Source organism: Oceaniglobus roseus (genome assembly GCF_002869745.1).
GTDB lineage: Bacteria > Pseudomonadota > Alphaproteobacteria > Rhodobacterales > Rhodobacteraceae > Oceaniglobus > Oceaniglobus roseus.
This window is the reverse complement of sequence record NZ_PNOS01000024.1, coordinates 44,704-71,262: the sequence shown is the minus strand read 5'-3', so window position 1 is coordinate 71,262 and position 26,559 is coordinate 44,704. Positions and strand designations below refer to the sequence as shown.

Annotated in this window: 23 protein-coding genes; 3 read left to right on the top strand and 20 right to left on the bottom strand. The window is 68.4% G+C overall.

Annotated elements, in window-relative coordinates; translation table 11 throughout:
- Positions 1–2,457, top strand: a 2,457-nt coding sequence (locus A7B20_RS12960) for a TonB-dependent receptor domain-containing protein (RefSeq protein WP_157937678.1), incomplete at its 5' end; no start/stop codon positions are given.
- Between the two features lies 1 nt (position 2,458).
- Positions 2,459–4,192, top strand: a complete 1,734-nt coding sequence (locus A7B20_RS12955; RefSeq protein ID WP_102109006.1) for a CHASE2 domain-containing protein — start codon at positions 2,459–2,461, stop codon at positions 4,190–4,192.
- Here the strand turns inward: A7B20_RS12955 and A7B20_RS12950 are convergent.
- From A7B20_RS12950 to A7B20_RS12870, 17 genes are all read right to left on the bottom strand, one after another.
- The gene (locus A7B20_RS12950) at positions 4,189–5,202 is read right to left on the bottom strand and encodes an oligopeptide/dipeptide ABC transporter ATP-binding protein (RefSeq protein WP_102109005.1); all 1,014 of its coding nucleotides are present in this window, start codon (positions 5,200–5,202) and stop codon (positions 4,189–4,191) included. The two genes, A7B20_RS12955 and A7B20_RS12950, sit on opposite strands and share 4 nt — an antisense overlap.
- Positions 5,199–6,161, bottom strand: coding sequence for an oligopeptide/dipeptide ABC transporter ATP-binding protein (locus A7B20_RS12945; RefSeq protein ID WP_102109004.1), 963 nt, complete (start codon positions 6,159–6,161; stop codon positions 5,199–5,201). Before A7B20_RS12945 ends, A7B20_RS12950 begins: the two co-directional genes overlap by 4 nt.
- Positions 6,162–6,185: 24 nt before the next feature.
- Positions 6,186–7,100 (bottom strand): ABC transporter permease subunit, encoded by a 915-nt coding sequence (locus A7B20_RS12940; RefSeq protein WP_102109003.1) that lies wholly within the window; start codon positions 7,098–7,100, stop codon positions 6,186–6,188.
- Between the two features lie 4 nt (positions 7,101–7,104).
- Positions 7,105–8,028, bottom strand: a complete 924-nt coding sequence (oppB, locus tag A7B20_RS12935) for an oligopeptide ABC transporter permease OppB (protein WP_102109002.1) — start codon at positions 8,026–8,028, stop codon at positions 7,105–7,107.
- A gap of 72 nt (positions 8,029–8,100) precedes the next feature.
- Positions 8,101–9,717: a peptide ABC transporter substrate-binding protein gene (locus tag A7B20_RS12930; RefSeq protein ID WP_102109001.1), complete on the bottom strand. Its 1,617-nt coding sequence runs from the start codon at positions 9,715–9,717 to the stop codon at positions 8,101–8,103.
- Positions 9,718–9,879: 162 nt separating this feature from the next.
- The gene (locus A7B20_RS12925) at positions 9,880–10,938 is read right to left on the bottom strand and encodes an aldo/keto reductase (protein WP_102109000.1); all 1,059 of its coding nucleotides are present in this window, start codon (positions 10,936–10,938) and stop codon (positions 9,880–9,882) included.
- A 72-nt stretch (positions 10,939–11,010) separates the two neighbouring features.
- Positions 11,011–11,310 carry a CcdB family protein gene (locus tag A7B20_RS12920; protein ID WP_102108999.1) on the bottom strand — a complete coding sequence of 100 codons (300 nt, stop codon included), beginning with the start codon at positions 11,308–11,310 and terminating at the stop codon, positions 11,011–11,013.
- Entirely contained in the window at positions 11,310–11,540 is a 231-nt protein-coding gene (locus tag A7B20_RS12915) for a type II toxin-antitoxin system CcdA family antitoxin (protein ID WP_102108998.1), read from the bottom strand. Before A7B20_RS12915 ends, A7B20_RS12920 begins: the two co-directional genes overlap by 1 nt.
- A 59-nt stretch (positions 11,541–11,599) precedes the next feature.
- The gene (locus A7B20_RS12910; RefSeq protein WP_102108997.1) at positions 11,600–12,433 is read right to left on the bottom strand and encodes an NAD-dependent epimerase/dehydratase family protein; all 834 of its coding nucleotides are present in this window, start codon (positions 12,431–12,433) and stop codon (positions 11,600–11,602) included.
- Positions 12,434–12,452: 19 nt separating this feature from the next.
- The gene (locus A7B20_RS12905; RefSeq protein WP_102108996.1) at positions 12,453–13,664 is read right to left on the bottom strand and encodes an NAD(P)/FAD-dependent oxidoreductase; all 1,212 of its coding nucleotides are present in this window, start codon (positions 13,662–13,664) and stop codon (positions 12,453–12,455) included.
- Positions 13,661–15,358, bottom strand: a complete 1,698-nt coding sequence (locus A7B20_RS12900; protein WP_102108995.1) for a hydantoinase B/oxoprolinase family protein — start codon at positions 15,356–15,358, stop codon at positions 13,661–13,663. Before A7B20_RS12900 ends, A7B20_RS12905 begins: the two co-directional genes overlap by 4 nt.
- On the bottom strand, positions 15,355–17,442 hold the full coding sequence (locus tag A7B20_RS12895) for a hydantoinase/oxoprolinase family protein (protein ID WP_102108994.1): 2,088 nt from the start codon (positions 17,440–17,442) through the stop codon (positions 15,355–15,357). Before A7B20_RS12895 ends, A7B20_RS12900 begins: the two co-directional genes overlap by 4 nt.
- Positions 17,443–17,497: 55 nt before the next feature.
- A complete protein-coding gene (locus tag A7B20_RS12890; RefSeq protein WP_102108993.1) occupies positions 17,498–18,409 on the bottom strand; it encodes a Gfo/Idh/MocA family protein in 912 nt (303 codons plus the stop codon).
- An 88-nt stretch (positions 18,410–18,497) separates the two neighbouring features.
- Positions 18,498–19,601: a plasmid replication protein RepC gene (repC, locus tag A7B20_RS12885; RefSeq protein ID WP_102108992.1), complete on the bottom strand. Its 1,104-nt coding sequence runs from the start codon at positions 19,599–19,601 to the stop codon at positions 18,498–18,500.
- Positions 19,602–19,807: 206 nt separating this feature from the next.
- Entirely contained in the window at positions 19,808–20,773 is a 966-nt protein-coding gene (gene repB, locus A7B20_RS12880; protein WP_102108991.1) for a plasmid partitioning protein RepB, read from the bottom strand.
- Entirely contained in the window at positions 20,773–21,975 is a 1,203-nt protein-coding gene (gene repA / locus A7B20_RS12875) for a plasmid partitioning protein RepA (RefSeq protein WP_102108990.1), read from the bottom strand. The genes repB and repA overlap by 1 nt, the downstream gene beginning before the upstream one ends.
- Before the next feature lie 299 nt (positions 21,976–22,274).
- Positions 22,275–23,039 carry a TSUP family transporter gene (locus A7B20_RS12870; RefSeq protein WP_245866892.1) on the bottom strand — a complete coding sequence of 255 codons (765 nt, stop codon included), beginning with the start codon at positions 23,037–23,039 and terminating at the stop codon, positions 22,275–22,277.
- 86 nt (positions 23,040–23,125) lie between these two features.
- Between A7B20_RS12870 and rraA the strand changes: the two genes are divergently transcribed.
- Positions 23,126–23,620, top strand: coding sequence for a ribonuclease E activity regulator RraA (rraA, locus tag A7B20_RS12865; RefSeq protein WP_216641207.1), 495 nt, complete (start codon positions 23,126–23,128; stop codon positions 23,618–23,620).
- 283 nt (positions 23,621–23,903) lie between these two features.
- On the opposite strand, the gene A7B20_RS12860 is transcribed toward rraA, so the two are convergent.
- The 3 genes from A7B20_RS12860 to A7B20_RS12850 are packed head-to-tail and all read right to left on the bottom strand — an operon-like array spanning position 23,904 to position 26,536.
- Positions 23,904–24,512, bottom strand: coding sequence for a dihydroxyacetone kinase subunit L (locus A7B20_RS12860; RefSeq protein ID WP_102108988.1), 609 nt, complete (start codon positions 24,510–24,512; stop codon positions 23,904–23,906).
- Complete coding sequence (locus A7B20_RS12855; RefSeq protein ID WP_102108987.1) at positions 24,509–25,510, bottom strand: dihydroxyacetone kinase subunit DhaK; 1,002 nt, start codon at positions 25,508–25,510, stop codon at positions 24,509–24,511. The genes A7B20_RS12860 and A7B20_RS12855 overlap by 4 nt, the downstream gene beginning before the upstream one ends.
- Positions 25,511–25,537: 27 nt before the next feature.
- On the bottom strand, positions 25,538–26,536 hold the full coding sequence (locus A7B20_RS12850; protein WP_102108986.1) for an ABC transporter permease: 999 nt from the start codon (positions 26,534–26,536) through the stop codon (positions 25,538–25,540).
- Positions 26,537–26,559: the final 23 nt, after the last annotated feature.

Below are 26,559 nucleotides of genomic sequence, written 5' to 3'. Positions count from 1 at the left end.
GCGCAGGTGGCGCTGGACAGCGTGGGCGACGTGCCCTCGGCCCTCGCGGCGGCGACACAGATCGCCATCCTGCGCGACGACGCGGCCCGCGCGGCCGAGCTTTCGGCCCGGCTGCGGCGCCTCGCGCCGGGGTCGCGGGCGGCGCTCGAGGCCTCGGCCGCCTATGCCTCCGACGTCGCCGGCGATCACACCGAGGCGCGCCGCCTGCTGGTGCAGGCGATTGAGCTGGACCCGGAACGGGCCTTCCTGTGGAACGCGCTCGGACTGGAGGAGGACGCGCTCGACCACCCGCTCGAGGCGGAGGCGGCGTTCCGCCGGGCGCTTGCCCTCGAACCCGGCAACCCCGCGGCGATGGGCAATCTCGCGGTGCTGCTGCTCGATCTCGAACGGGTGGAGGAGGCCCGGGCCCTGGCCGAGGCACTGCTGCGGCGCGATCCCGCCTCCTACCTCGGGCTTCGGGTGAAGGGACGCGCCGACCTCCAGTCGGGCGATCCCGGGGCGCAGACCGCGCTGATGCGGGCGCTTGCGGCCCAGCCGGCGGCTGCCGAGACCTCCATCGCACTCGGGATCGCCGCCTACATGAACGGCGACCGGGTGCGCGGCGCGCAGGAAATGGACGCGGCCGGCCGGCTCGATCCGAACGATCCGATGGTGCCGCTGGTGCGGGCGATCACCGCGCTGGACGAGAACCGGATCGACGACGCCATCACGGCGGGGCGGCAGGCGGCCGACCTGTTCGAACGTCAGGAGTCGAGCGGTCGGGTCGTGTCCGCCGACCGGCAGACCGGCAGCGCCCTCGTCGGCGCCTATGGCGCCATCGGGCTCGAGGGTTGGGCCCGCTATGCCGCCGACCGCACCTACGATCCGCTCTCCGCCGCCAGCCTGTTCTCCGAGGGCTATCTCGACCGTCTCTCCCTCGGGCGCGACGGCCCCTCCTCGGACGGCTACGACGGATCGGTGGTGAACGGGCTGCTGCTGGAACCCCTCTCGGCCAGTTACCGGCTGCGCTTCACCGATATCCTGCGCCGCCCCTTCACCGATGTCGGCGTCTCGGTGGATGTCCGCAAGGACGAGGTGGTATCGGGGCTCGAGCTTCAGGGTTTCGCCCGCACGCCGCAGCCGCTCGCCTATGCGCTGACGCTGTCGGGCGTCGATACCACGGGGCAGGACGGGCGCGACCGGCTGCGCAGCGGTCAGCTGCTTGCCGCGACCCAGTGGGGCGCCCGCGGCGGCGGCTTCGTCACCCTGGGCCGGACCGAGACGCACAGCCGCACCAGCCAGTTGCTGTTTCCGGGGCTGGAGACGCTGGAGGACACCCGCGTCACCAGTGATTCGGCCGTTCTGGGGGGACATGTCAGGCTGAACGAACGGGCGTTCCTGGTCTTCTTCCTTGGACATGCGCGACGCGAGAGCGACGCCACCCTGCGGGATTTCACGATCACCCCCGCCTCGGTCTTCCGGCTGGACACGCGCGGCCGGCAGGACGTGCGGTCGGATCGGCTGAACATCGGCTACCAGGCCGAGGACGAAAGCGGGTTCTGGACGGCCGGGCTGGAGCTCGGCCGGGTGGCCGAGCGCAGCGACAGCGCGCTGACCGTAACCGACCTGCTGACCGGCGCCAACGTGACCCTGACCGATGCGACCCGTACCCGCACCGAAACGGCCCGCGCCTATGTCGGACGGCGCCAGCGCCTCGGCGACGGGCTGGCCGCCGAGGGGCTGCTGACCCTCGACCGTGTCGGAGGCGACAACCGCCCCGGCGGACGCATCGGGATCGCGTGGTCGCCCGCCGAGGGGCATTGGCTGCGCGCCGCACTGATCGCGGACGGCAATCCGCAGCTGTCCTCCCTGGTGCCCGCCTCGGTGCTGGGACTGGTGCCCCTGCGACTGCCCTACCGTGCCGACGGCCGGCTGAGCGGCGTGATGGCGCGCTATGATGTCGAGGTCACCGACCGGCTGCTGGTCGGGGTCGAGCACCAAAGGCTGGACCTGCGCAACCTCAGCTACGCCACCGCCAATCCCGCCGCGACCGTCGATGCCGACCGCGCCCGCCTTTCGGCGACCTCGCTGCGGGCGGACTGGTGGATCGGTGGCGGGGTCGGCCTGGCCGCGTCGCTGACCCATGCCGACAGCCGGATGCGCGACGGCCCCTTCGCCGGGGCCGCCCTGCCTTACGTCCCGGACTGGACGGCGCGGGCGGGTCTCGGCTGGCTCAGGCCCGGCGGGTTCGGCGGCGGGGTCAGCGCGGTCTGGACCGGGCGTCAGTTCGCGGCCACCCCGGCCGGACGCCTCGACCCGGTGCTGACCGTGGACGCCGCCCTGTCCTACGAGACCCGGAACAAGCGGCTGGCGGCCCGGCTGGAGGTGACGAACCTGTTCGACCGCCCCGTCGACTCGCCCTGGGGCGGCGCACCGACGGGCCGCGAGGTGCGGCTGAGCCTCTCGGCGCGGTTCTGAGATGCGCCGGACCGCGCAGGCCCTGCCGCTGGCGACGGCGCTTGTCGTCGGCCTCCTGGCGGCGGGGGCCGATCTGGGCGGCCTGCTGACCGCGGCCAACGATGCCGTATACGACCGCCTCGTCGTGCGCATGCCCCGGCCGGAGCCTCCCCCGGACGCGATCCTCGTGGCCATCGACGACCCCTCCTTCGCCGAACTCGGCCTGCCCTGGCCCTGGCCGCGCGACCTTCATGCCAGGCTGATCGAACGGCTGCGGGCGGCGGGGGCGCGGGCGATCGGCTATGACGTCGTGTTCGTCGATCCGGGCCCGCCCGAGGACGACCTGGCGCTGGCCGCAGCGCTCGGGCCCGACGTGGTGCTGGCGGGCTATACCGCCGTGGCCGACAGCCCGCAGGGCGCGATGCGCATGTTCGTCGGCCCGCCCGCGGCGATGACGGCAGGCGGCGCGCAGGTGGGGCGCATCGACATCCCCGTCGACCCCGACGGCGCGATCCGCCGACTGCCCGAAGAGCCCGACGGCTTTGCCGCGCTGGTGGCCCGGGTGCCGCCACCGCCGCCCGGCGCCCGCATCTCCTTCTCAGGGGCGGGCGTCCCGGTCGTGTCCTTCTACCAGGCGCTCGACCCCGACCGGTTCCTGCCCGACGACACCTTCCGCGACCGGGTCGTGTTCGTCGGCATCGTGCTGAAATCCTCGCCCCTCACCGCCACCGACAGCTTCCGCACCCCGTGGACCGTGGCGGGCGAGGGCTTCATGCCCGGCGTGCTGATCCACGCCGAGGCCTATCGCACGCTTGCCGCGCGAACCTGGATCCTTCCCGTCCCCGGCTGGGTGTCGGCCCTGCTGGCGCTGCTGACCGCGGCGGCGACCCTCCTGACCGGGCGCACCCGCTCCGATCCGGCCGCCGCCGCCGCCACCGTCGGCCTTGCCGTCGCGCCCCTGGCCATCGCCGCCGGGGGGCTCATGGCCGGCGCATGGATCCCCCCGGTCGCCGCCTCGGTTGCCGCGCTCGCCGGCGGGACGGGGCAGGTCGTGGTGAAGTTCCTGCGCGAGCGCCAGGCGCGGCGGCACATCACGCGGATCTTCGGTCACTATCTTGCCCCCGAGCTGGTGCGCCGGCTGGCCGACAACCCCGAGGCGCTGAAGCTCGGCGGCGAGCGGCGGGAGGTGACGGTGCTGTTCTGCGACCTTCGGGGCTTCACCAGCCTCTCGGAACGGATGCGCGACGATCCCGCCGGGCTGACACGGATCGTCAACCTGGCGCTCGGCGCGCTGGCCGAGGCGGTGGTGGCGAACCAGGGCATGGTCGACAAGTTCATCGGCGACTGCGTGATGGCCCTGTGGAACGCCCCGGCCGACGATCCCGACCACGCGGCCCACGCCATGGCGGCGGCGAAGGACATGGTCGCCGCCATCGCCGCCCTGTCCGACCGCCTGGCCGCCGAGGGTCTGGACACCGTGCTGGCCTGCGGGGTCGGGATCAACAGCGGCACCTGCACGGTCGGCAACATGGGCTCGGCGCTCAGGTTCGACTACACCGCGATCGGCGATCCGGTGAACCTGGCCTCCCGCCTGGAAAGCCTGACAAAGGAGTTCGGCACCCCGATCCTGGTCGGCGAGTCCACGGCCCGCCTGCTGCCCGGTGCGTCTCTTGTCGAGCTCGGCACCGTGCCGATCCGCGGGCGCCGCGTGCCGGAACGGGTCTTCGGCCTGCGCTCCGAAGTCACCGCGGCCTAGGGCTCGGCGCCGGTTTCGGCCAGCGGAGAGACGACTTCCTGGTAGGGACAGGCGACGACATGACCGGGCGCGGCCTCGATCAGCGGCGGCACGCCTTCGGCGCAATCGGGCCGGGCCTTGGGACAGCGGGTGCGGAACACGCAGCCCGAGGGCGGCGCGAGGGGCGAGGGCAGTTCGCCCTCCAGCACCGGGCGCTGGCGGGCCTTCTCGCGCTTCGGATCGGGGATCGGGACCGAGGCGATCAGCGCCTGCGTGTAAGGATGGCGGGGCGCTCGCACCAGTTCGCGGGCCCCGGCCTGCTCCATCTGGCGGCCGAGGTACATCACCAGCGTGCGGTCAGAGATGTGTTTCACCACCGAAAGATCGTGGGCGATGAAGATCATCGAAAGCTGCATCTCGCGCTGGAGCCGCTTCAGGAGGTTCACCACCTGCGCCTGCACCGAGACGTCCAGGGCGGACACCGGCTCGTCGCAGATGACCAGGCGGGGGTTCAGGATCAGGGCGCGGGCAATGCCGATGCGCTGGCACTGGCCGCCCGAGAACTCGTGCGGGTAGCGGTTCAGGAGGTTCGGCAGCAGACCCACCCGCTCCATCATCTCGCCCGCCCGCGCGCGCGCCTGCTTCGAGGACAGCTCGGGGCGGTGGGTCGTCAGCGGCTCTGCGATGATCTCGCCCACGGTCATGCGGGGATTGAGCGCGGCGAGCGGGTCCTGGAAGATCATCTGCACCTCGGCGCGGTGCCGCCGCCTCTCCTTCGGTGAGAGGGTCCGGAGGTCCGTGCCGTTCCAGAGGATCCGACCGCCCGAAGCCGGAACAGTGCCGATCACGGCCCGTGCGAGCGTCGATTTCCCCGACCCAGATTCACCGACGACGCCAAGGGTCTGGCCCGCCTCGAGATCGAAGCTCATCTCCCGGACCGCCTGAAGCTTCCGCGGCGGCGTCCAGGGCCAGGCGCCGCGGCGGGGCCCGTCGAAGGTCACGTCGAGATCGCGGACTTGCAGCAGGGTCATCGCACCTCCTCCGGGTAGGCGTGACAGGCGCGCAGCACATCGCCACAGGGGGCGAGGGGCGGGCGGATGTCGCCGCATTCGGCCCGCGCGAAGCCGCAGCGCGGGGTGAAGGGGCAGCCCTTCGGCAGGCGCGACATGTCGGGGGGTTCGCCCGGGATCGTCTCGAGTTCCTCCTGGTCGATGTCGAGCCGCGGTACCGCCTTGAGCAGGCCGAGCGTGTAGGGATGGCTCGGCGTCTCGAACAGGGTCTCGGTGGCCCCCTGCTCCATCACCCGCCCGCCGTACATCACCACCGTCTTCGCGCAGGTGTCCGCGACGATCCCGAGGTCGTGGGTGATCAGGATCATCGCCGTCCCGAACTCGGCCCGGATCTCGGCCAGCAGCGCCATGATCTGCGCCTGCACCGTCACGTCCAGCGCCGTCGTCGGCTCGTCCGCGATCAGCAGCTTCGGACGGCAGAGCAGCGCCATGGCCACCATGATCCGCTGCCGCATGCCCCCCGAGAACTCGTGCGGGTACATCCGCATCCGCCCCGCCGCATCGGGGATCTTCACCGCGTCGAGCATGGCAATGCACTCCCTCGCCGCCTCGCGTCGGCCCATGCCCTTGTGCAGCGTCAGCACTTCGGCCATCTGGTCGCCGACCTTCAGGTAGGGATTGAGCGAGGTCATCGGATCCTGGAAGATCATCGCCACCCGTTCGGCCCGGATGCGGTTCAGCTTCGCGTCGGGCAGGCCCAGGATCTCTTCCCCGTCCAGCTTCACCGATCCGGTGGCGCGACCGTTCCGGGCCAGCAGGCCCATGATCGCGAAGGCGGTCTGGCTCTTGCCCGAGCCGGATTCGCCGACGATGGCCAGGCTCTCGCCCTGCCCCACGGACAGCGACAGCCCGTTCACCGCGTTCACGGTGCCGTCGGCGGTCTGGAACGACACGGCCAGGTCTTTCACGTCGAGCAGCATCAGCGGTCCTTCGGACGATCCAAGTCAGCGATCCTTCGGATCGAGCGCATCGCGCAGCCCGTCGCCGATGAAGAAGAAGGCGAAGAGCGACACGATGAAGAAGGCGAGCGGGAAGCCCAGCATCCAGGGCGTGCCGTTCCTGAGGTTGTCCGCCCCGCCGTTGATCAGCGCCCCCCAGGAGGTCGAGGGTTCCTGCACGCCGAGGCCGAGGAAGCTGATGAAGCTTTCGAAGATGATCATGCTCGGCACCAGCAGCGTGGCATAGACGATGACGATCCCGAGAAGGTTCGGCACGATGTGGCGGGTGATGATGCGGGGGGTCGAGACGCCGGTGGCGATGGCCGCCTCGACGAACTCCTTGTTCTTGATCGAAAGGGTCTGCCCCCGCGCGATCCGCGCCATGTCGAGCCACGAGATCAGCCCGACCCCGACGAAGAGCATGACGATGGAGCGGTTGAAGACGACCAGCAGCAGGATCAGCACGAACATGTAGGGGATCGACATCATCAGGTCGACGATCCGCATCATCACCGTGTCCGTGCGCCCCCCGACATAGCCCGCGACGGCGCCCCAGGCGGTGCCGACGACGACCGAGATCAGCGCGCCGACAATGCCGACGGCAAGCGAGACGCGCGTGCCCTGCACGGTGCGCGCGAACAGGTCGCGGCCGGTGTCGTCCACGCCGAAATAGTGACCGTTCTCCAGCGATGGCCCGCCGACCTCGGAGATGTTGCCGAGCATGGCCCAGTCGATCTCCTCGTTGTTCCACTGCGCAAGGTGCTGGCCGAACAGCGCGAACAGGAGGACCAGCAGCAGGATCACCAGGCTCGCGACCGCCGCGCGGTTGGCAAAGAAGCGGCGCCAGGCGTCCTGCCAGAGCGAGCGGCCCCGGACGGTCCGGGACTGGCCCGCGGTTTCGGGTGTGGCGGCGTGGCTCATGGGCTCAGTACCGGATCTTCGGGTCGATCCAGGCATAGACCACGTCGACGAGGAGGTTGAACAGCACGGTGAGCGTGCCGATCAGGATGGTGATGCCCATGATCACGGAATAGTCCCGCGCCAGAGCCGAGTTGACGAAGAACTGCCCGATCCCGCCGGTCGAGAAGAAGACGTCGATCAGCACCGAGCCGGTGATCATGCCGACGAAGGCGGGCCCGAGGTAGGAGATCACCGGGAGCAGCGCCGGTTTCAGCGCGTGGCGCAGCACGACGCGGCGCATCGGCAGGCCCTTGGCGCGCGCGGTGCGGATGAAGCCCGCGTTCAACACCTCCAGCATGGAGGAGCGGGTGATGCGGGCGATGGAGGCCATGTAGGAGGTCGAAAGCGCGATCACCGGCATCACCAGGTACTGCCACTGCCCCCCCTGCCAGCCGCCGCCGGGCAGCCAGCCGAGCCAGAGGGTGAAGATCAGCACCAGGATCGGCGCCATGACGAAGTTCGGCAGCACCTGTGCGCCGATCGAGACGCCGACGGCGAGGTAGTCGAGCCAGGAGTTGTGGAACACCGCCGCCAGGATCCCGAGCGTGCCGCCGACCAGCACCGCCACCACGAAGGACCAGGTACCGTAGGTCAGGGTCACCGGGAAGCCCTGGGCGATCAGGTCGTTCACCGTGCGATCCTTGAACTTGAAGCTCGGGCCGAAGTCGAACTGGGTGACGACGTTCCAGATGTAGATTCCCATGCGGTCAAACAGGCTCTTGTCCAGCCCGTACTTCGCCTCGAGGTTGGCCAGCACCTCGGGCGGCACGCCGCGTTCGGTGGCGAAGGGGCTGCCGGGGGCGGCGTTCATCAGCAGGAAGGAGAAGACGATCAAGAGCAGGATCGTCGGCACCGCGATGGCAAGCCGCTTGAGGATGAAGGAGGTCATGGGCGCTCCGCCGGGGCTGCGGGATCGGGAGGGGTGCGGGGAGGGGCCGGGCCCCTCCCCGCTTCCGGAAGATCAGTCGGCGACGCGGTAGAAGTCCTTCACGTACCAGTTGTTCTCGACGTTCTCATAGGGGAAGCCCTTGACCGCCGGGTTCAGCAGGAAGGTGTTGGCGTAGTGGTAGATCGGGATGATCCCCATCTCGTCCGCCAGGATCTTCTCGACCTGCGTGTACTCCACGTTCGGATCCTCGGAGGTGCGCGAGGCCTTCATCAGCGCGTCGACCTCCTCGTTGGAATACTTGCCGTCGTTGCTGCCGTGGGTCGAGGTCACGAGATCGAGGAAGGTCGAGGCCTCGTTGTAGTCACCGCACCAGGAGGACCGCGCGATGTCGAAGTTGCCCTCGCGGCGGATGTCGAGGTAGGTCGACCACTCCATGTTCTCGAGCGTCGTGTTCACGCCCAGCTTCTGCTTCCACATCTGGCTGATGACGGTCGCGATCTGCTTGTGGCTCTCGGAGGTGTTGTAGATCAGCTTCAGGTCCAGGTTCTCGACCCCCGCCTCCTCCATCAGCTCCTTCGCCTTCGCGTCGCGCTCGGCCTGGGTCCAGCCGGAATAGTCGATCTCGGGCATCTGGAAACCGGCCGTGGCGGGATGGGCGAAGTTGTAGGCCTCGGTCTGGCCGCCCTGCAGGATCTGGTCGACGATCACCTTCCGGTCGATGGCATAGCTCAGCGCCTCGCGCACGCGGACGTCCTTCAGCTCTTCCTTGGCGTCCGGGCGCAGGTTGATCGCGTAGTAGTACGAGCAGAGGCGCGGCACCGAGTGGGCCTCGTCCGGGCGCTCTTCCTTCAGCCGGGGATAGGAGCCTGCGGGCAGGTCGTCCATCATGTCGTACTCGCCCGCCTCGTAGCGGGTCAGCGCCTGGTTGCCGTCGTTGACGATATATCCCTCGACCTCGGTGATGATGGTGTTCTCGGCATCCCAGTAGGTGTCGGATTTCACCAGCTTGAAGTATTCGTTCAGCGACAGCTCGGCCAGGTTGTAGGCGCCGTTGTTGACCATGTTCCCGGGCTTGGTCCAGTCGCTGCCGTACTGCTCGATCGTCGCCTTGTGGGCGGGGAACAGCGTGGCGTAGGTGGTCATCGCCGGGAAGAAGGGCAGCGGCTGGGTCAGCGTCACCTTCAGGGTGTGGTCGTCCACCGCCTCGACCCCCAGCTCGGAGGGATCCTTGGTCCCCGCCACCACCTCGGCGGCGTTCACGATCGAGGTCAGCTCGACATACCAGGAATAGGGCGAGGCGGTCTTGGGATCGGCCGCGCGGCGCCAGGCATAGACGAAATCGCCCGCCGTCACCGGATCGCCGTTCGACCACTTCGCGTCGTCGCGGAGCGTGAAGGTATAGACCGTGTTGCCTTCGGAGGCCTCGAAGCCGGTGGCGACGCCGGGCACAAGGTTGCCCTCGGCATCCTGGTTCATCAGCCCCTCGAAGAGCTGCTGGATGACGTGGGAACCGGCGGTCTCCTCGTTCAGCTGCGGATCGAGCGTCGGGAACTGGTCGAGCAGGCGATAGGAAAAGGTCTGCTTCTCGGCCAGCTTTTCGTCCGCGCCGGGGGTGGCGGCCGTGGCGGGACCGAAGGCCGTGGCCAGCACCAGGGCCGTGGTGGCGGACAGGAGGGTTCTGCGGTTCATGGGGTCATCTCCTCTGTTGGGGGGCGCTCTTGCGGCGCGTGCATCTCGCGGGTGCGCAGATGATCCCGGAATTGCGGCCCGGCGCAAGCACAAGCGCAGGTTGACGTGACGCCAGCCGCAGAATCGCGCCGACGCCGGGCCGCCCTGGGGGTCGGGCGCGCCCTACCCGTCCAGGTAATCGCGGTGCAGCGCCCAGTCGGCTTCGGAGAAGCGGTTGGTTGCGAAGTTCCTCTGGTGCCAGTAGGGGTAGATGAAGGGCAGCTGGCTGACCTCGTGCAGCCGCTTCAGATCGTCCTCCGTCAGCTTCACGTCGAGCGCCTTGAAGTTGTCGAGGAACTGCTCTTCCTTGCGCCCGCCGATCACCAGCGTCGAGACGGCGGGCCGGGTCAGCAGCCAGGCGAGGTTCACCTGCGCGGCCGAGACGCCCTTCTCTTCGGCGATCTCTACCAGCACGTCGACGATGTTCCAGAGCTTCTCCTCGTCGCGGATCGGCGGCTCGGTCCAGCCGTTGAACTGGCGCGAGCCTTCGGGCGCCGACGTGTCCCGCCGGTGCTTGCCGGACAGGAGGCCGGCGGCCATCGGCGACCAGATCATCACCCCGAGCCCCTGGTCGACCGAGAGCGGCAGCAGTTCGTACTCCGCCTCCCGCGCCTCCAGCGTATAGTGGATCTGCTGGGTGACGAAGCGCACGCGCCGGTCCCGCTCGGACGCCATGAGCGACTTGGAAATCTGCCAGCCCGAGTAGTTCGAGCAGCCGACATAGCGCACCTTGCCCTGTTGCACGAGGGTGTCGAGCGCCGCCATCTTCTCTTCGACCGGGGTGGTGCCGTCCCATTCGTGCATGAAGTAGATGTCGATATGGTCGGTCCTCAGCCGCTTGAGGCTCTTCTCGCACTCGCGGATCAGGTGATAGCGCGACACGCCCTCGTCGTTCGGCCCGCCCCCCGGCGTCGGCATCCGCACCTTCGAGTTGATCAGCACCTTGTCGCGCCGCCCTTCCAGCACCTCGCCCAGGATCTCCTCCGACAGCCCGTCGGAATACATGTTGGCGGTGTCGAACAGGTTCACCCCGTGGTCGATGCAGAGGTCGACCAGCTTCCGCGCTTCGGGCACCCCCTGCTGGCCCACCATGGCGAAGTCGCCCTTGCCGCCGAAGGTGAAGGTGCCCATCGTCAGCACCGAGACCTTGAGCCCCGAGCGTCCAAGCGTGCGATATTCCATGAAATCCTCCCGATGCGAAATCACTGCTTTGTCGGACAATCGACGCCGCGACGGGAATGGTCAACCCGCGCGTCAGAAGCCCTGGAACACCATGTCGAGCGCCGCTGTGATCTCGGCAAAACTGTCTTTCAGCGTGCCGACCGGCGCCCCGAGGATCCCGCGCGGCACGGCGGACAGAAATTGCGTGACCATGACGTGCTCGCCGTCCGGCAGAGGGAACACGGGGTTCAGGCGGCGGGCCGGGATCGGTGCCTCGGAACGGGGCAGAAGCGGCACGACGACGCGGGTGTTTAGCGTGTCCAGAAGTTCGGCCTGCACGTCGAGCACATAGCCGACCCCGCCCGGCGCCGGGTAAAGATCGTATTTCGCCATCAGAACGGGCGGTATCGGTCCAGCGGCAGCCCCCGTGCCTCGGCAAAGCTGTTGGAGCTGTCGAGCGCCGCGGCGTTCTCCTCCCGCCACTGGCGCGCGCGGGCCGAGGCGACGGCGGCGCGCAGCCCCTCCTCCGCCGCGCGGGAGAGGTTGACGCGCAGCGCCTTCGCCTCGGCCAGAAGGTCGGGGTCGAGGGACAGGTTGGTGGACTTCCGCGGGTGCGTGTTCATAAGCCAAGGATGCGCCCCTGCTTCATGCGCGTCAAGCCTGCGCAAGCCCCCTGCCCCACTCAGGTCTTCTTGCGGTCGTCCACCACGTTCATCTGCGCCAGTCCGCTCTGCCCCAGATCCACCTTCGCGAAGGGTCCGCCGTGGCACATGTGGCCGGGATCCTGCGGGTCCAGAGGCTCTGACTCGGCCAGAACCTTCTCGGCGTAGACCTCGGCATTGTCCTTGGGACGATAGCCGAGGAAGGCCGCGCCGCTGTTGTCGACCGGCGCGCGGTCGTTGTTCGAGACGCCGTAGATGATCGCGAAGCCCGTCACCGGCGTGTCGATGGCGCGGGTCACGAGCTGGATCAGGTCGTCGTAGGACAGCCACGAGCCGAGCGCGCGGGGGTTGTTCACCTGCGCGGCGGAGAGGATGCGCAGGTGCACGGACTCGAGCCCCCGCTTCTCCCAGTACATGCGGCCCAGATCCTCGGTGAAGCACTTGGCGAGGCCGTAGAACGTGTCGGGCCGGTGGGGGACGTCGATGCCGATGCGCTCGGTCTTCGGGTACATGCCGACAGCGTGGATCGAGCTGGCATAGACCACCCGGCGTACGCCGTGTCTGCTCGCCGCCTCCCAGATGTTGTAGGAGCCGACGAAGTTCGGCCCCCACAACACCTCGAACGGCATCTCGTCGACGATGGCGCCGAAATGCACCACCATGTCGGCCCCTTCCAGCAGCGGCGCGACCTCGTCCATCTGCGCGAGGTCGGCCTTTACGAAGGTCTCGCCCTCGTAGGTCTCGCCGACGTCGTTGATGTCGGTCGACAGCAGCGTGTCGCACATCTTCGACAGGGGTTCGCGCAGGTACGAGCCGAGGCGGCCCGCCGCGCCGGTCAGAACGATCTTCTTCATGGGATATCCTTTCGCTGCCTCAGATGATGGCTTTCTCGAGCATGGGCCGGCCTTCCGCAATCCGCGCATAGCCGAAGCCCGACAGGTCGAGGCTGCGGTACTCGCCGTGGACGATCCACTCCGCCAGCCCGCGACCCATGGCGGGGGACTGTTGCAGCCCGTGGCCGGAGAAGCCGTTGACATAGAGGAAATTGGCGACGTCGGGGTGCGGGCCCAGCACCGCGTTCTGGTCCAGCGTGTTGTAGTCGTAGTGGCCGACCCAGGTCTGGCGCAGACGGATCGCCTCGAAAGCCGGGATCCGGTGGGCGAGGATCGGCCAGACGTGATCCTCCCAGATCTCGTGGTCCATGGTGAAATCGTCGAAATCCGGCGGCGTGTCGTTGTGCGGCTTGCAGCCGGCCATGTAGAAGGCCCCGTCGGTGCGGACGTGGACGCCGGAGGGGTCGATGGTCAGCGGCAGGTCGCGCCCGAGCGGTTTCTCGGCCGAGAAGATGAAGGTGAAGCGCTTGCGCGGCTCGACGGGCAGGCCGGGCAGGCCCGCCATCTCGGCCGTCTTCGCGCCACGGGTGCCGGAAGCGTTGACCAGCGTACCACAACTCACCGTCTCCCCGGAGGCCAGCGTGACGCTTTCGATCCGCCCGCCGGTGCGGCCGATCGCCGTCACCTCGTTGCCGATGTATTCGACCCCGCGCCTGCGGTTCTGCCGCTTCCAGAGCTCGAACAGGGAGGCGCCGTCGAAATAGCCCTCGTCCACCGTGTTGTGGTTGGCGCCCAGAATGTCCTCGACGTTGTAGAAGGGGTATTCCGCCGCGATCTCCTCCGGCGTCAGGAACCGCGTTCCCGCACCGTGCGCAGCCTGGATCTGCTGAACCTCCTTCAGCGCCGCGACCGCGCTTTCGCTGCACGCGAGATACAGGTAGCCGAAGCTTTGCAGCCGCAGCCCGGCGGGCGCGTCCGGATCGTCGGAGTATCGGCCGAAGTTCTTCACGAAGTCGGCGCCGAACTGCGATACCTTGATGTTCACCGGGTCGCTGAACTGCTGGCGGATGCAGCTGTTGGTGTGGGTCGTGGCGGCGAATTCGTAGGTCGGATCGCGCTCGACCACCAGGATGCGACCCGTGAACGCGTCCATGCCCGACAGCCACCAAGCGACGGAAGAACCCAGCATCGCGCCGCCGACGATGACGACGTCGTAGCTGCCGTGGGCCGGGGACTGGCGCGGAAGGGTCATTCCGTCCACTCCCCCCGCGCGACGGCGTCGAGCACTTCGCCCACCTCGTCCGCGCCCATGCCGTAATCCGCCTGTGCGGCCTCTGCCGAGATGTAGCCTCGGGCCAGGTCGCGCCGGATCAGTGCCTTGTCGCGCGCTTCCGGATCGCCGTAACCGCCGCCGCCCGGGAAGGCCAGCAGCACCCGCTTTCCCGGCGGCACCGCCTGCCGCCCCTTGCCCTGCATCGCCGTCCCGTCCGAGCGGGCGATGGTGGTCGGTGCCCCCCCTGCCCCGCCGCGCCGCCCGCGTGCGGGATGGCCGACGCGGTCGAACATCGCGGAAAAGTCGAACTGGTAGCCTTCGGCCGCGCCGACCTCCATCACCTGCCCGAGCCCGCCGCGATACTGCCCCGCCCCGGCGGAGTCGGGCCGCAGCTCTTTCCGCCAGATGATGACCGGGCCGGTGTGCTCGGTCGCCTCGATGGGCATGGTCATCACGCCCGAGGGGAAGGCCGTGGCGTTCAGCCCGTCAAACGCGGGCCGCGCCCCGGCCCCGCCGGAGTTGAACGTCAGCACCTCGGCCCGCGCCCCCTGCCCCGCCACGACCGGCCGCAGCGAGACCTGGAAATTGCAGAGGCTGCCTGCCCCTTCCGCGGGCACCACGCCCGGCAGGATCAGGTCCAGCGCGCCGAAGACCGCATCGGGGATCATGTGGCCGATGACGTGGCGCAGGGCCACGGGCGCGGGGTGGACGGCATTGACGATCGAGTGTTCCGGCGCCGTCACCTCGAACGGCGCGAGCGAGGCGGCGTTGTTCGGAATCTCGGGCGCGACGGCGCATTTCAGGGCGTAGCAGGCGTAGGCCTTGGTGTAGACGAGAGGCACGTTGATGCCCCTCGGATCGGTGCCCGAGGTGCCCGCGAAATCGCAGAGGATGCGATCCTGTCGCACCTCCAGCGCGACCCTCAGCGTGATCGGCGTGGCGAAGCCGTCGATAACCATTTCCGACGCGGCGCTTTCGCGGGGAAGCGCCGCGATCCGTTCGAGCGTGGCGCGGCGCGAGTTCTCGAAGATGTAGGCCGCGATGTCCGAAAGGTCCGCCATGGCGAACTCGTCCATCATCTCGGCCAGCCGGCGAAGGCCGATGCCGTTGCAGGTGGCCAGCGCATGGATGTCGCCCACCACCTGATCCGCCTCGCGCACGTTGCCGCGGACCATGGCGATCAGCGTGGCGTTCATCGTCCCGCGCTCGGCCAGCTTCATGATCGGGATGTGGATCCCCTCCTCGTACACGCTGGCCCCGTCCGCCCCGAAGCCGCGCCCGCCCACGTCGACGACATGGGCGGTGCAGGCGAAGAAACCCACGAGCCGCCCCTGCCGGAAGGCGGGCGTGACCACGGTGATGTCGTGCAGGTGGCCGGTGCCCTCCCACGGGTTGTTGGTGATGTAGACGTCGCCCTCGAACATGTTCTCGCGTCCGATGCGGCGGATGAAATGGCCGACGGATTCCGCCATGGCGTTGACGTGGCCGGGGGTGCCGGTGACGGCCTGGGCCATCATCAGGCCGCGGTCGTCGTAGACCCCGGCCGAAAGGTCCCCCGCCTCGCGCACCGAGGTCGAGAAGGCGGTGCGCACCAACGCCTGGGCCTGCTCCTCGACCACCGAGATCAGGCGGTTCCACATCACCTGCCTGGCGACGTCTCCGGGGGTGCTCATGCCCTGTCCTCCTTCGGGGTCAGCTCGATGGTGCCGTCGGGCAGGGCCCGGGCGCGGCGGGAGGCTGGAACGATCACCGTCGTCTCCGCCTCGGTGATGACGGCGGGGCCATCCGCCCCCTGCCCCGGCTCCAGCGTCTCGCGCCGCAGGATTGCGGCACTGTTCCGGCGGCCTTGGGCCTGGTCGAACAGCGCGCGGGTGCCGTCGGCCCGCGCGATGCCACCCTCGGGACAGGGGCAGACCGGCTCGATCGCGGCCACCGGCGTGCGGGCATCGACGGCCCAGACCGTGACCTCCACGTCCATCCCCTCTACCGTTCGATCGAAGAGGCGGGCATAGACGTCTTCGAACAGCGCGCGCAGGCGCTCGGGGTCGGGGTCGGCGGCATCCTCGGGCGACAGGATCACCGGCACCTCCCACCCCTGCCCCGCATAGCGCATGTGGGCCTTGAACTCGGCCTCGATGGGCGCCTCCGCGTCGCAGGTCCGCACGAAGGCGGTTGCCTCGGCCTGAAGATCGGTCAACAGGTCGCGCACGGCACCGCCGTCGAAGGCCGAAAGCCGCATGTAGACGCTGCGCGTCGCCTCGAAGCTGAACGGCGCCTTCAGGAACCCGATGGCCGAGCCCACCCCGGCCCCCTGCGGCACCAGCATTCGCGCGATTCCGAGCTTCTCGCACAGCCGCGCGGCATGGAGAGGGGCCGCCCCGCCGAAGGCGATCATGGTGTAATCGGCAAGGTCCTCGCCGTTCTCGACGGCGTGGACCCGGGCGGCGTTCGCCATGGTCTCGTCCACCACCTCGGCCACGCCGAAGGCCAGCGTCTCGGCATCGCCGCCGATGGCATCGCCCAGGTACGCTGTCAGGGCCTGTTCCGACGCGGCGCGGTCCAGCGTGAAGGAGCCGCCCGCGAATTCCGCCGGGTCGAGCTTGCCCAGCACCAGGTCGGCGTCCGTCACCGCGGGACGTTCTCCGCCACGTCCGTAGCAGGCCGGACCCGGCTCTGACCCCGCGCTTTCCGGTCCGACGCGGATCTGGCGCAGGGCGTCGGTGTGTGCCAGCGATCCGCCCCCTGCCCCGATCTCGACCATGTCGATCACGGGGATCGAGATCGGCATCCCCGATCCCTTCTTGAAGCGATAGCTCCGCGCCACCTCGAACACCCGCGCCGTCTTCGGCGTGCCGCCGCGGATCAGGCAGATCTTCGCCGTCGTGCCCCCCATGTCGAAGGACAGCACCCGGTCGAGCCTGTGCCGCCGCGCGAGGTCTGCGGCAAAGACGGCACCGCCCGCCGGGCCGCTCTCGACCAGCCGCACCGGAAACTCCGCCGCGCTTTCCAGCGAGATGATGCCGCCGCCGGAATGCATCAGGAACACCGGGCAGCCTGTCCCCTCCTCGGCCAGCCGCCCCTTCAGCCGCATCAGGTAGCTGTGCATCAGCGGCTTGATGTAGGCGTTGGCGACGGTGGTATTGAACCGCTCGTATTCCCGCATCTGCGGCGAGACATCGGAGGACAGCGAAACGCTTGCCTCGGGCAAGCGTTCTGCGAGGACCTCGCGGACAAGACGTTCGTGTTCGGGATTGAGGTAGGAGTGGATCAGCCCCACCGCGACCGAGCGGTATCCGGCCGCCGCGATCGCGTCGACCACCGCCGCGATCTCTCCGCGGTCCATCGGGACAAGTTCCCTGCCCTGCGCGTCGATCCGGCCTGCCACGGTGAAACGGCTCTGTCGCGGCAGCAGAGGTTCGGGCAGGACGAGGTTCAGATCGTACTGCTCGAACCGGGACTCGGTGCGCATCTCGATCACGTCGCGGAAGCCCTCGGTCGTGATGAGCGCCGTCTTGGCGCCACGCCGCTCGATCAACGCGTTGGTCGCCAGGGTCGTGCCGTGGATGATCTGGTCGATCGCCCCGGGTTCGATATCGGCCTTCGCGCAGACCTGTTTCAGGCCGACCAGGATGCCATCCTCGGGCGCCCCGTGGGTCGTCAGCACCTTCGTCGAGACCATCCCGGACGGCATGTCCAGCACGACGTCGGTAAAGGTTCCGCCGATATCGACGCCAAGGCGCACCCTGCTTCCGGTCATTCGCATACCTCCGATTTCGCGCCAGCCTATGGGCGTCCCGAAGCGACGTGCAAGGTCAGAAATGAAATGCCTCGACGCCCACCCGTTCGCCCAAGGTCATCGCGTCGGCCACATGGATCATCGGACGCAGGTCGACCTCGCTCTTGTCCGCGGACAACAGCCGGGACATGCGGTCGTACAGCCGCGGATACTCCCGCTCTTCCCCGTTGGCGACTTCGACACCGTCGACTTCGAAGCATGCGCCGCCCCGCGACAGCAGCGCCTTGCCCGCATCGGTTTCGATCTCGATGTTCCAGACCTGCGCGCCGGTCTGCTGCCAGTCGAGGTCGAGGACCACGTCGTGGCTGAACACCACTCGCGCCGCGATCGGTGCCTGGCGATTGCTCGGCACTTCCAGACGCGCCGACATCGCCCGGACCGCGAACGGCAGGATCTCGGTCAGGATCGACAGGGCGTTGATGCCGGGATCGAACACGCCCATGCCTCCGGGTTCGAAGACCCAGTCCTGGTTCGGATGCCACCGGCGGACATCCTCGTGCCAGGTGATGCGCACGGACAAGATCGCCTTGTCCGCCAGCCACGCCTTCGCGGCATCCACGCCCGGCGCCATGCGGCTGTGCCAGGTGGCGAACAGGGTCAGGCCCCGGTCGGCGGCCAGCGCCGCGAGGATCTGCACCTCCGATATCGTCATTCCCGGCGGCTTCTCCAGCATCACGTGTCGTCCGGCCAGCAGGCATGCTTCGGCGCTGGCGAACCGGGGGGCCGGAGGCATGCACAGCGACACCACCGGGATGTCGGGGCGGGCGGCCAGCATCTGGTGGATATCGGTGAAGGCCTCAATGTTGTCCACGGTGCCCGATCGGCTGACCGTTGCGGCCAGGGTCCAGTCGTCGGAAGCCGCGATGCTGGGCACATGCTGGTCGCGGGCGATCTTGCCCACGCCGACGATGGCGATCTTTCTGGTCATGTCAGGCCTCTTCGTCGTCCCTCACCTCGGCTGTCGCGCACACCATGGGGGCGCCACAGCGATTGTCCAGTGTTGTCCGCGGACAAGATCACGGGCAAGGGCAGGGCGAGGACCGGTGCGTCAATCGCCGGATCATTGTCCATGGGTTAAAACCGGCGCTTCGCGCCCCCGAGGTGAGCGACCTGAAATAGGCCCCGGTCTGCCGGATCCGGGAGCGAATCTGGAGCAGCGCCCAGACCGTCACGGCGGCGCCGAGGCAGCCCAGGCGCCGTTCTGCCTCCAACAACGCGGATCGGTCGATTCCGATCATCGGGGCAAGCTGTCGTGCGTGTTCGATCACGTCTTGCGGCGCCGCTATCCGTGTCATGGCCAGTTCGACAGCGTCGGGGCAGGCGGCTTTCAGCGCGTTCAGATCGACTGGTTTTCCGGGCGACGGTTTTTTGACGGCGCCGGCGGTTTCGCCTGCATCATTCTTTCCAACTAGTTCTTTTCTTGAGTTCTGTTGGTGCCGGACATTCTGGCCGTCGCTGGCGGACATCCCGCTTTTCGCCGGTGCTTCGACGTTGTCCATCGCCTCGTGTTCGTCCACGGAGACAGGAAGTTCTGTCAGCATCCGGCGAAGGGTTTCCGCATCCAGCTTGCGGCGCAACACGGCCTGGGCGGCAAGCGCCGCGGCGCAATCGGGATCGTCCAGAAGGGCGCGATGGACGGCGGCGCGCAGCTGGCACCGGAGATAGGCGATTTCCTCGTCCTGCCGGACCTGATCCTCGGCCAGCGCCGACAACTCGGCGCACCGTGCGAACAGCGGCCCGAGGTCGAAGCCGAAGCACAGCGTGGCGCCCGTCGCGGGGTTCCTGCGCGAGAAGCGCTTGCCGTTGGGACTGTCCTGCCGCACGAGCAGCCCCCGTTCGGCAAGGGCGGCGATGTGGCGGCGCAGCGTGCGTTCGGAGATGCCGTTGCGCCTGACGGCAAGGGTGGAATTCGACGCGAACACCATGTGGTGCGCCCGCCGCGGCGGCAGGCAGGACAGGAGCGCGTCGAGCGTCGCGACCTGCGGCGGTGTCAGCCCGAGGGCAGGCGCGGCCTTGCGCACCCAGCCGATGATCGTGCTGCGGTCGGGCAGGGCGTTGTCCGCGGACAATATCGGCCGTGCCCCCGGCCGCAACGCGGCCGAAGTCTGGATGAATGCCATGGCGATGTCACGGCGGCCGGATGTGGCGGAGCCCGGCAAAAAGCCACGGCAAACCGTTCAACCGAATCGGTTGGGCTTGACGGACGGGACGGAGATGGTACATCTGAGAGTGCAAATCGACAGATGGGGCTCTCCGAAGGTGACTTTGGGGGGCTCTTTCTTTTCGGGCTGCCTGGTGCTCCTGTGTTGGGGTTTCGGTTTCCGGATCAGCGGTCGGGCTGATCCGCCTTCCACGCCTCGTAGAGGCGCGCAAGTTCGGTTTCGGCGTTCCGATGCAGCCACGCCGCGAAATCCGGTGACGTGGACTTCCGCACCTTGATCGTCAGCGCCTGTGCCGAAGACCGCAGCTCGGCGATGCGTGTGCCATCGGCCGCGGCCACGGAAAGGGCAGGGGACGCGGCCTGCCGGCCGGGCTTCTGCGCGCCCTCGGCAAGCTCGACGACCTTGGCGAAGCGGGCATCGGATGACAGCGGCGCGAGGGCCTCCGCCGCCGCCTGCACCCGCGCCTCGAAACCAGCGGGATCCCGGACACGATCGGCCAGGTCTTCCCAGCGGCGGCGGCCGATGCCGTGGGCCGGCCCGATGGCGCGAACGACCGAGGCCGGAATCTCGCGGGCGACCTTGGTCATGCGCGACAGCATTGGCCGGTCGATGGCGAGGGCGTCGAGGATCACCGCGGTCTCATACCCCGTGCCCGCCAGTTCGGCGGCGAACAGGGCCTTCTCGATGAAGCTCGGATCCAGCCTTTGCGCATTCTCCTGCCCCTGGGCAAGGATCGCCTGTTCGTCCGACAGCGAACGGATCAGCACCTTTGCCGGAATGCCAAGCTGCCGAAGCGCCCTGAGGCGACGACGGCCATAGACGATGCGGTAGCGTCCGGACTGGCCGGGCAGGGGGCGCACCATGAGAGGAACCTGCTGTCCGTGTCGCCGGATGCTCTCGGCCAGTTCCGCCACATCGGCGTCGCCGAAGGCAAGACGGTCGCGCGGGCCGTCCTCCTCGATCAGCTCGGGATCGACCTCGCGCACGGCATTGGTGGAGAGGTCGCGCAGGGTGGACTTCACCCCGCTCATCGCACCTGTGTTGGGGAAGCGGGGGGCGCTCTCGGGTGCGGACGACCCGCTCTCGCCGGTCGGCGGGGGAGGGGGCTGGAAGATGTTGCGACGGACCATCAGCTGACCTCCCGGCCCCAGGCGCGCTGGATCACCTGCTCGAACTCGTCGGCGACCCCGTTCACGCTTTCCATGATCCGGTCGAGCGTCTTCTTCACGACCTGCGCCGGATCGAGTTCATAGATCGTCTGCTGGGTCATGCCCGCATCCGAGATGGCGGTGGACTTCAGCATCGGCGTCGTCAGCACCTGGTCGAGGAGGATCGAGCGCAGGAAACCGGCCATCTGCGATTGCGGCACGTCGGTCGGCTCGTACCGAGTCACCAGGTACTTGAGGAACGCCCAGTCGGTCGGACCCGTCGCTTCCTCCAGCGTCCGCACCGTCTCGCCCGCCATCTCGAGGAACTGCGCCATCGAGGCGACGTCGAGCATGCTGGGCACCACGGTGATCAGGAGCCCGGTGGACGCCAGGAGCGCGGTCATCGTGGTGAAGCCCAGCTGCGGCGGACAGTCGATGATGACGAGGTCATAATCCTGTTCGACCTCTTCCAGCGCGATCGCGAGTCGGCCGGTGAAGGGCGGATCGATCTTGTGCTGGAGGGCATAGGCCGTCTCGGTCTCGTACTCCGAGAGCATCAGGCCGGCCGGGGCCAGGTCGAGCTTGTGGAAATAGGTCTTGCGGATCACCTGCGACAGCGGCACCGGATCGTCGTAGCGCAGCGCGTCGTAGACGGTGCCGCCGGCGGCGAACTCGATCTCGGGGCGATAGCCGAACATGGTGGTGAGGCTCGCCTGCGGATCCATGTCAACGGCCAGCACGCGATAGCCGCGCAGGGCATAGCGCTGTGCGAGGTGGATCGCGCTGGTGGTCTTGCTGGAGCCGCCCTTGAAGTTGACGATGGAGATCACCTGGAGCGCATCGCCTTCCCGTCGCCCGGGCAGGTACGCATCACCGTTCCGGCCGGTTCGGGCCATCACGTGCCGGATCGCGTCGATCTCCTCGGCGGAGTACAGGCGTCGGCCGCGGGCGTCCGTCTCGACCTCCGGAAAGGCGCCGTCCTGGTGTCGGGTGCGCAGGTTCGACAGGCTGATCCCGGTCAGCTCGGACACTTCCGACGGGTGAAACTTGCGCAGCCGCTTGCGGCTTTCCGGCTGGAAGCTGTTGCGCATGTGCGAATCCAGCGCATCCGACAGCCGCGCGGCATTGGCCGCGATGGTGCCTGCGATGGACCCGGGGGCCGGGTTCGTCCGAGCGGTTGCCATGTCTGCCCTCTGCGGTCTCTTGGTGGACCTGCCTTGTGTCGTCGCTGAAACGCGTGATTTGCGCGATCCTGCGACGACAGAAGAAATGACACGCAACTTGGCGTCGGACAACAATTTTCTGCCGGAAGGCGCGCCAGCCCTGTCGTGCCCCTTTCATTCGCTCTTGCAGGGAGATCGTGCAAGCTTTTGAAAACGGACGATAATCGGGTGCACCTCAAGCCTTGCTTCATGTTGTGTCCCGGTTTCGCAGAGACCGCAATATCTGTGTGACTGCACGCAGAGGAAGGGCTTCCGCAGTCTCAAGGCCAGAATCGCTCGGCCAAGCCCGACCAGATCAGGCGGGCCGAGATCAGCAACAGCACCAGGTCGAGCGCGCGGTTGAAGCGGGCGTCGGTCATCCGGTTCAGCACCAGTCTTCCGGTCAGCGTACCCAGAAGCCCGGCTGCGATCATCGCCGCGATCAGCCCGGCCCAGGGGGCGAAGGCGAAGCCGAGCAGGCCGAAGACCAGCGTCTTCAGCAGGTGCTGGGTGCACATCAGCGTGGCATGGGTGGCGACGAAGGCGTGGCGCGCCAGCTTCAGGGATTTCGAATAGCTGGCGACGAAAAGGCCGGTGGCCCCGAAGAACATGGTCAGGAAGCTGGAGATCACGCCGGTCAGCAGCGGCCAGTGCGACAGCCAGCGCGGCGGGCAGGCCAGCACCGTCCAGACGATGAAGCCGCCCACACCGACCTGCACCGCCCAGGGCGGCAGGTTGATCACGACGCTGCCGCCCGCCGTCACCCCGACGATTGAGCCGACGACGAACCAGGGCATCGCGCTCCAGGCGGTGTGGCGCACGAAGACGACGGCCCGCCCGAGGTTGGAGCCCACCTGCACGACTCCATGCACCGGGATCAGCGCGGCGGGCGGCATCAGGACGGCCAGGACCGCCAGCAGCAACCCGCCGCCGCCGATGCCGAAGGCGACGGTGACGAGCGAGGCGATGAAGGACACGCCGACCATGGCGGCCACCGCCATTCCGCCGAGGTCGGGCGGCATCAGCAGAGCGACGAGATCCGTCACCGGCGCCCCCCTGTCACGATTGCGGGTGACTTGCGGCGCGGGGCCTGCGACAGTCGCCACCTGTCCAATGCCGGAGGTCCATAGCCGTGAATTCCACCTGCGATCTGTTCGACGCCCACTCCGACGTGGCCCGCGTGCTGTCGGCCCGGCTGGTCCATTTCGGCGGCCGCACCGCGTTCCGGGGACCCGCCGAGACCGTGGCCTGCTTCGAGGACATCGCGGCGATCCGCGCGCTGGCCGGGTCGCCCGGACAGGGACGGGTGATGGTGGTCGATGCCGGCGGATCCATGCGCTGCGCCGTGACCGGCGACCGCATCGCGGGTCTCGCGCAAGACAACGGATGGTCCGGCATGATCGTCTGGGGCTGCATCCGCGATCGCGCGGCCCTCGCGGCGCTCGATTTCGGAGTGATGGCGCTCGGTTCGATCCCGAGCAGGCCGCGGCGCGAGACGGGAGGCCACACCGGTGTGAGCGTGGAGATCGACGGCGTCCCGGTCGCACCCGGCGACATGGTGTTCGCCGATATCGACGGCGTCCTGGTCCTTCCGGCGGGCGTGACGGGGGAGGTGACGGGGGGCTGAGCCCACCGGAGCGGCGGCGCCGATGCGTGGCTTGGTCCGTTCGTCAAGGATCTGCACACGCATCGAAGCTGTCCCGTCCAGTCGCGGCGCCGCGCAACCTGCACCAAATTTCTGCATACTGTCGTATACCAGAACCGGGTCAAGTTCCAGCCCCGCCGCGACGGTCACCGTTCCGGGGATAGGGGACGGCTCAACGAACTGGATCAGATCCGCAGCCGCCGGATTGTGGCCACCGGAACCGGATACGCAAGGCCGTGCCCCGACCGATGACCGCGAGGCCGGATCAGTTCCGTCCGGCCAGCGCCTTAACGATCCGCGTCATCGCCAGCATGCCGGGGTCGTCCATGCCCTTGCTCTTCTCGGCGAAGATCCGGGCCCGGCCAACCGTGGCGGGCTTGTCGCGGAAATCGTCCATCGCCCGCTCGGCGCCCTGCACCGCAGCATCGGCCAGCCTGTCCGGATCGCTCTGGCCTTCCGTCGCCTTCGCCACGGCGTCGAGGCTGTCGAGCACCGTCTTCCCGCCAAGCTCGGCCTTGCCGCGGGCCATCATGGCGTCGCGGGCCAGCGCGGCGAGGCGCGAGGTTTCACCCGGATCGACACTGTCCTTGCCCTTCACGTCCTTCGCGATGGCCATCAGCCCGGTCGCCATGAGCGTGCCGTAGGAGGATCCCGAGGACTTGGTGAAGGCCTGCGCGCAGGCCAGCAGGGCCATGCCGAGGTCGTCGGGCAGGTCCGCCGCCTTCTCCTTGATCGCCCGCATCCCCCGCGTCATCGTCACGCCGAGGTCGCCGTCACCAAGGGCGCCGTCGGCCTGGTTCAACTCCTCGAAGTCCCGCTCCATGGCGGCGGCAAGCCGGTCGATCCCGGCCAGCAGTTCGGCCTTGCCGATCATCCGACCCTCCAGAACGCACAGTCGCAGGGGGCCTTCAGCAGCCCTTCCAGCTCGCCGTCGAGCTTGCAGAGGGTGAAGGACACGCCGGCCATCTCCATCGACGTCGCATAGCGTCCGACCAGCGGCATCACGATGGTCGCCCCCGCATCTTCGAGCCGCTTCTTCACGACGCGGTAGAGGATATAGAGCTCCTCCGGCGGGGTCGCGCCGAGGGAGTTCACCATCACCGAGACCCGGTCGCCGGACGAGAGCGGCATGTCGTCAAGCAGGCGGTCCATCATCTCGGAGGCGATGTCGTCGGCCGGGCGCAGCTTGTCGCGCCAGACGCCGGGCTCGCCGTGGATGCCCATGCCCATCTCCATCTCGTCCTCCTCGATGTGGAAGGTCGCCTTGCCAGCCTGGGGCACGGTGCAGGAGGACAGGGCGGCACCGATGGAGCGGCAGTTGTCGGCGGTCTTCTGGGCAATCCGCGTCACGTTCTCGAGGTCCTGGCCCGCTTCCGCCGCGGCGCCCGCGATCTTGAAGGCATAGACCATGCCGGCCACGCCGCGCCGCTTCTCCTTCTCCTCGGGCTTCGCCGAGGCGACGTCGTCGGCCAGAAGGACGGTGGTGCACTTGATGTCCTCGAACTCGACGAGGTCGCCCGCCATGTCGAAGTTCATCACGTCGCCGCCGTAGTTGCCGTAGAGCCTCAGCACCCCCGCGCCGCGGTCGGCGACGCGGATCGCATCCGCCATCTGCTCGGCCGAGGGGGAGGCGAAGACGTCGCCGATGGCGCAGGCGTCGAGCAGGCCGGTGCCGACGTAGCCGGTGAAGACGGGCAGGTGGCCGGAGCCGCCGCCGGTGACGATGCCGACCTTGCCTTCGCGCGTTTCCTTGGCGCGGGCGACGACGCGGCCGTCCTCGCCATGGAGGCGATAGTACTCGGGGTGCGCGGCCACGAGGCCGGCCAGGGTTTCGTCGACGTAGTTCGACGGGTCGTTCAGGATCTTTTTCATCGGAGACTCCTTAAGGTCGGGGCGTCGTCAGGACATGCGGCGCCGCGCGAAGAGGGCGGCCACCTGCTGGCTGTTGACCAGCATAACGAAGATCAGCAGGACACCCCAGATCAGCTCGCGGGCGAAGTTCGACACCTGGAGCATGTTGAGACCGCTGGACAGGAACTGCATCGACAGCACCGCAAGGACCACGCCCACGACCTTGCCGTAACCGCCGTAGGGATTCACCCCGCCAAGCACGGCGATCAGGATCGAGAGCAGCAGGTAGGACGAGCCGTAATCGGCCTTGGCCGAGTTCGCGCGGCTCATCACCAAGAGGCCCGAGATCGCGGCGAGCGCGCCCGACAGCATGTAGACCTTCAGCAGCAGGCGGTTGACGTCGACGGCGGCGAAGCGGGCGGCGAGCGGGTTGGCCCCGAACATCACTAGCTTCAGCCCGAAGGCCGTGCGGCGCACGATGAAGGCGACGGCGAGGGCGAGGACCGCGAACAGGATCAGCGGCACGGGAACCGAGAAGACCTTGCCGTTGCCAAGCCAAGCGGCGGCGGTCGGAAAGCCCATGACGGCGCTGCCGCCGGTGATGGCGACGGCGATGCCGGTGAAGATCAGCCCCGAGCCGAGGGTCGCAAGGATCGGCGGCATCCCGATGAAGGCCACGAGGGCGCCGTTGAAGAGGCCGGCCGCGGCACCGATGGCTATCGCGACGACCATGGAGAGCAGCAGCCACATCACCGCGCCGCTTCCGGCAAGTTCTGGGCCCGCGACGTTGGCGAGGATCAGGGCGGCGACCACGGCGGACATGTTGGAGACGCCCACGACCGACAGGTCGATGCCGCCGGTCAGCATGGTGACGGTCACGGCCAGGGCGAGGATGGCGAACTCCGGGAACTGGAAGGCCATGGAGGTGAGGTTCGCGGCCGACAGGAACCGCTCGGGCGACAGCGAGGCCATGAGGACGAAGACCAGCACGGCGATCACGGCAAGCCGGCCCTCGGGCGTCTTGAGGCGGGAAAGGAGCGTGTTCATGGCCGGTGATCCGCCTGTGGTTT

What these genes read in the sequence shown, in the direction of transcription:
- A7B20_RS12940 (WP_102109003.1), bottom strand. Translation starts at nt 7,100, where the DNA reads ATGAGCCACGCCGCCACACCCGAAACCGCGGGCCAGTCCCGGACCGTC.
- A7B20_RS12925 (WP_102109000.1), bottom strand. Translation starts at nt 10,938, where the DNA reads ATGGAATATCGCACGCTTGGACGCTCGGGGCTCAAGGTCTCGGTGCTG.
- A7B20_RS12915 (WP_102108998.1), bottom strand. Translation starts at nt 11,540, where the DNA reads ATGAACACGCACCCGCGGAAGTCCACCAACCTGTCCCTCGACCCCGAC.
- A7B20_RS12895 (WP_102108994.1), bottom strand. Translation starts at nt 17,442, where the DNA reads ATGACCGGAAGCAGGGTGCGCCTTGGCGTCGATATCGGCGGAACCTTT.
- A7B20_RS12850 (WP_102108986.1), bottom strand. Translation starts at nt 26,536, where the DNA reads ATGAACACGCTCCTTTCCCGCCTCAAGACGCCCGAGGGCCGGCTTGCC.
- A7B20_RS12855 (WP_102108987.1), bottom strand. Translation starts at nt 25,510, where the DNA reads ATGAAAAAGATCCTGAACGACCCGTCGAACTACGTCGACGAAACCCTG.
- A7B20_RS12890 (WP_102108993.1), bottom strand. Translation starts at nt 18,409, where the DNA reads ATGACCAGAAAGATCGCCATCGTCGGCGTGGGCAAGATCGCCCGCGAC.
- A7B20_RS12905 (WP_102108996.1), bottom strand. Translation starts at nt 13,664, where the DNA reads ATGACCCTTCCGCGCCAGTCCCCGGCCCACGGCAGCTACGACGTCGTC.
- A7B20_RS12860 (WP_102108988.1), bottom strand. Translation starts at nt 24,512, where the DNA reads ATGATCGGCAAGGCCGAACTGCTGGCCGGGATCGACCGGCTTGCCGCC.
- A7B20_RS12950 (WP_102109005.1), bottom strand. Translation starts at nt 5,202, where the DNA reads ATGACCCTGCTGCAAGTCCGCGATCTCGACGTGACCTTCGACGGGCCC.
- oppB (WP_102109002.1), bottom strand. Translation starts at nt 8,028, where the DNA reads ATGACCTCCTTCATCCTCAAGCGGCTTGCCATCGCGGTGCCGACGATC.
- A7B20_RS12910 (WP_102108997.1), bottom strand. Translation starts at nt 12,433, where the DNA reads ATGAAGAAGATCGTTCTGACCGGCGCGGCGGGCCGCCTCGGCTCGTAC.
- A7B20_RS12920 (WP_102108999.1), bottom strand. Translation starts at nt 11,310, where the DNA reads ATGGCGAAATACGATCTTTACCCGGCGCCGGGCGGGGTCGGCTATGTG.
- A7B20_RS12945 (WP_102109004.1), bottom strand. Translation starts at nt 6,161, where the DNA reads ATGCTGCTCGACGTGAAAGACCTGGCCGTGTCGTTCCAGACCGCCGAC.
- A7B20_RS12930 (WP_102109001.1), bottom strand. Translation starts at nt 9,717, where the DNA reads ATGAACCGCAGAACCCTCCTGTCCGCCACCACGGCCCTGGTGCTGGCC.
- A7B20_RS12900 (WP_102108995.1), bottom strand. Translation starts at nt 15,358, where the DNA reads ATGAGCACCCCCGGAGACGTCGCCAGGCAGGTGATGTGGAACCGCCTG.
- A7B20_RS12955 (WP_102109006.1), top strand. Translation starts at nt 2,459, where the DNA reads ATGCGCCGGACCGCGCAGGCCCTGCCGCTGGCGACGGCGCTTGTCGTC.
- repC (WP_102108992.1), bottom strand. Translation starts at nt 19,601, where the DNA reads ATGGCATTCATCCAGACTTCGGCCGCGTTGCGGCCGGGGGCACGGCCG.
- repA (WP_102108990.1), bottom strand. Translation starts at nt 21,975, where the DNA reads ATGGCAACCGCTCGGACGAACCCGGCCCCCGGGTCCATCGCAGGCACC.
- repB (WP_102108991.1), bottom strand. Translation starts at nt 20,773, where the DNA reads ATGGTCCGTCGCAACATCTTCCAGCCCCCTCCCCCGCCGACCGGCGAG.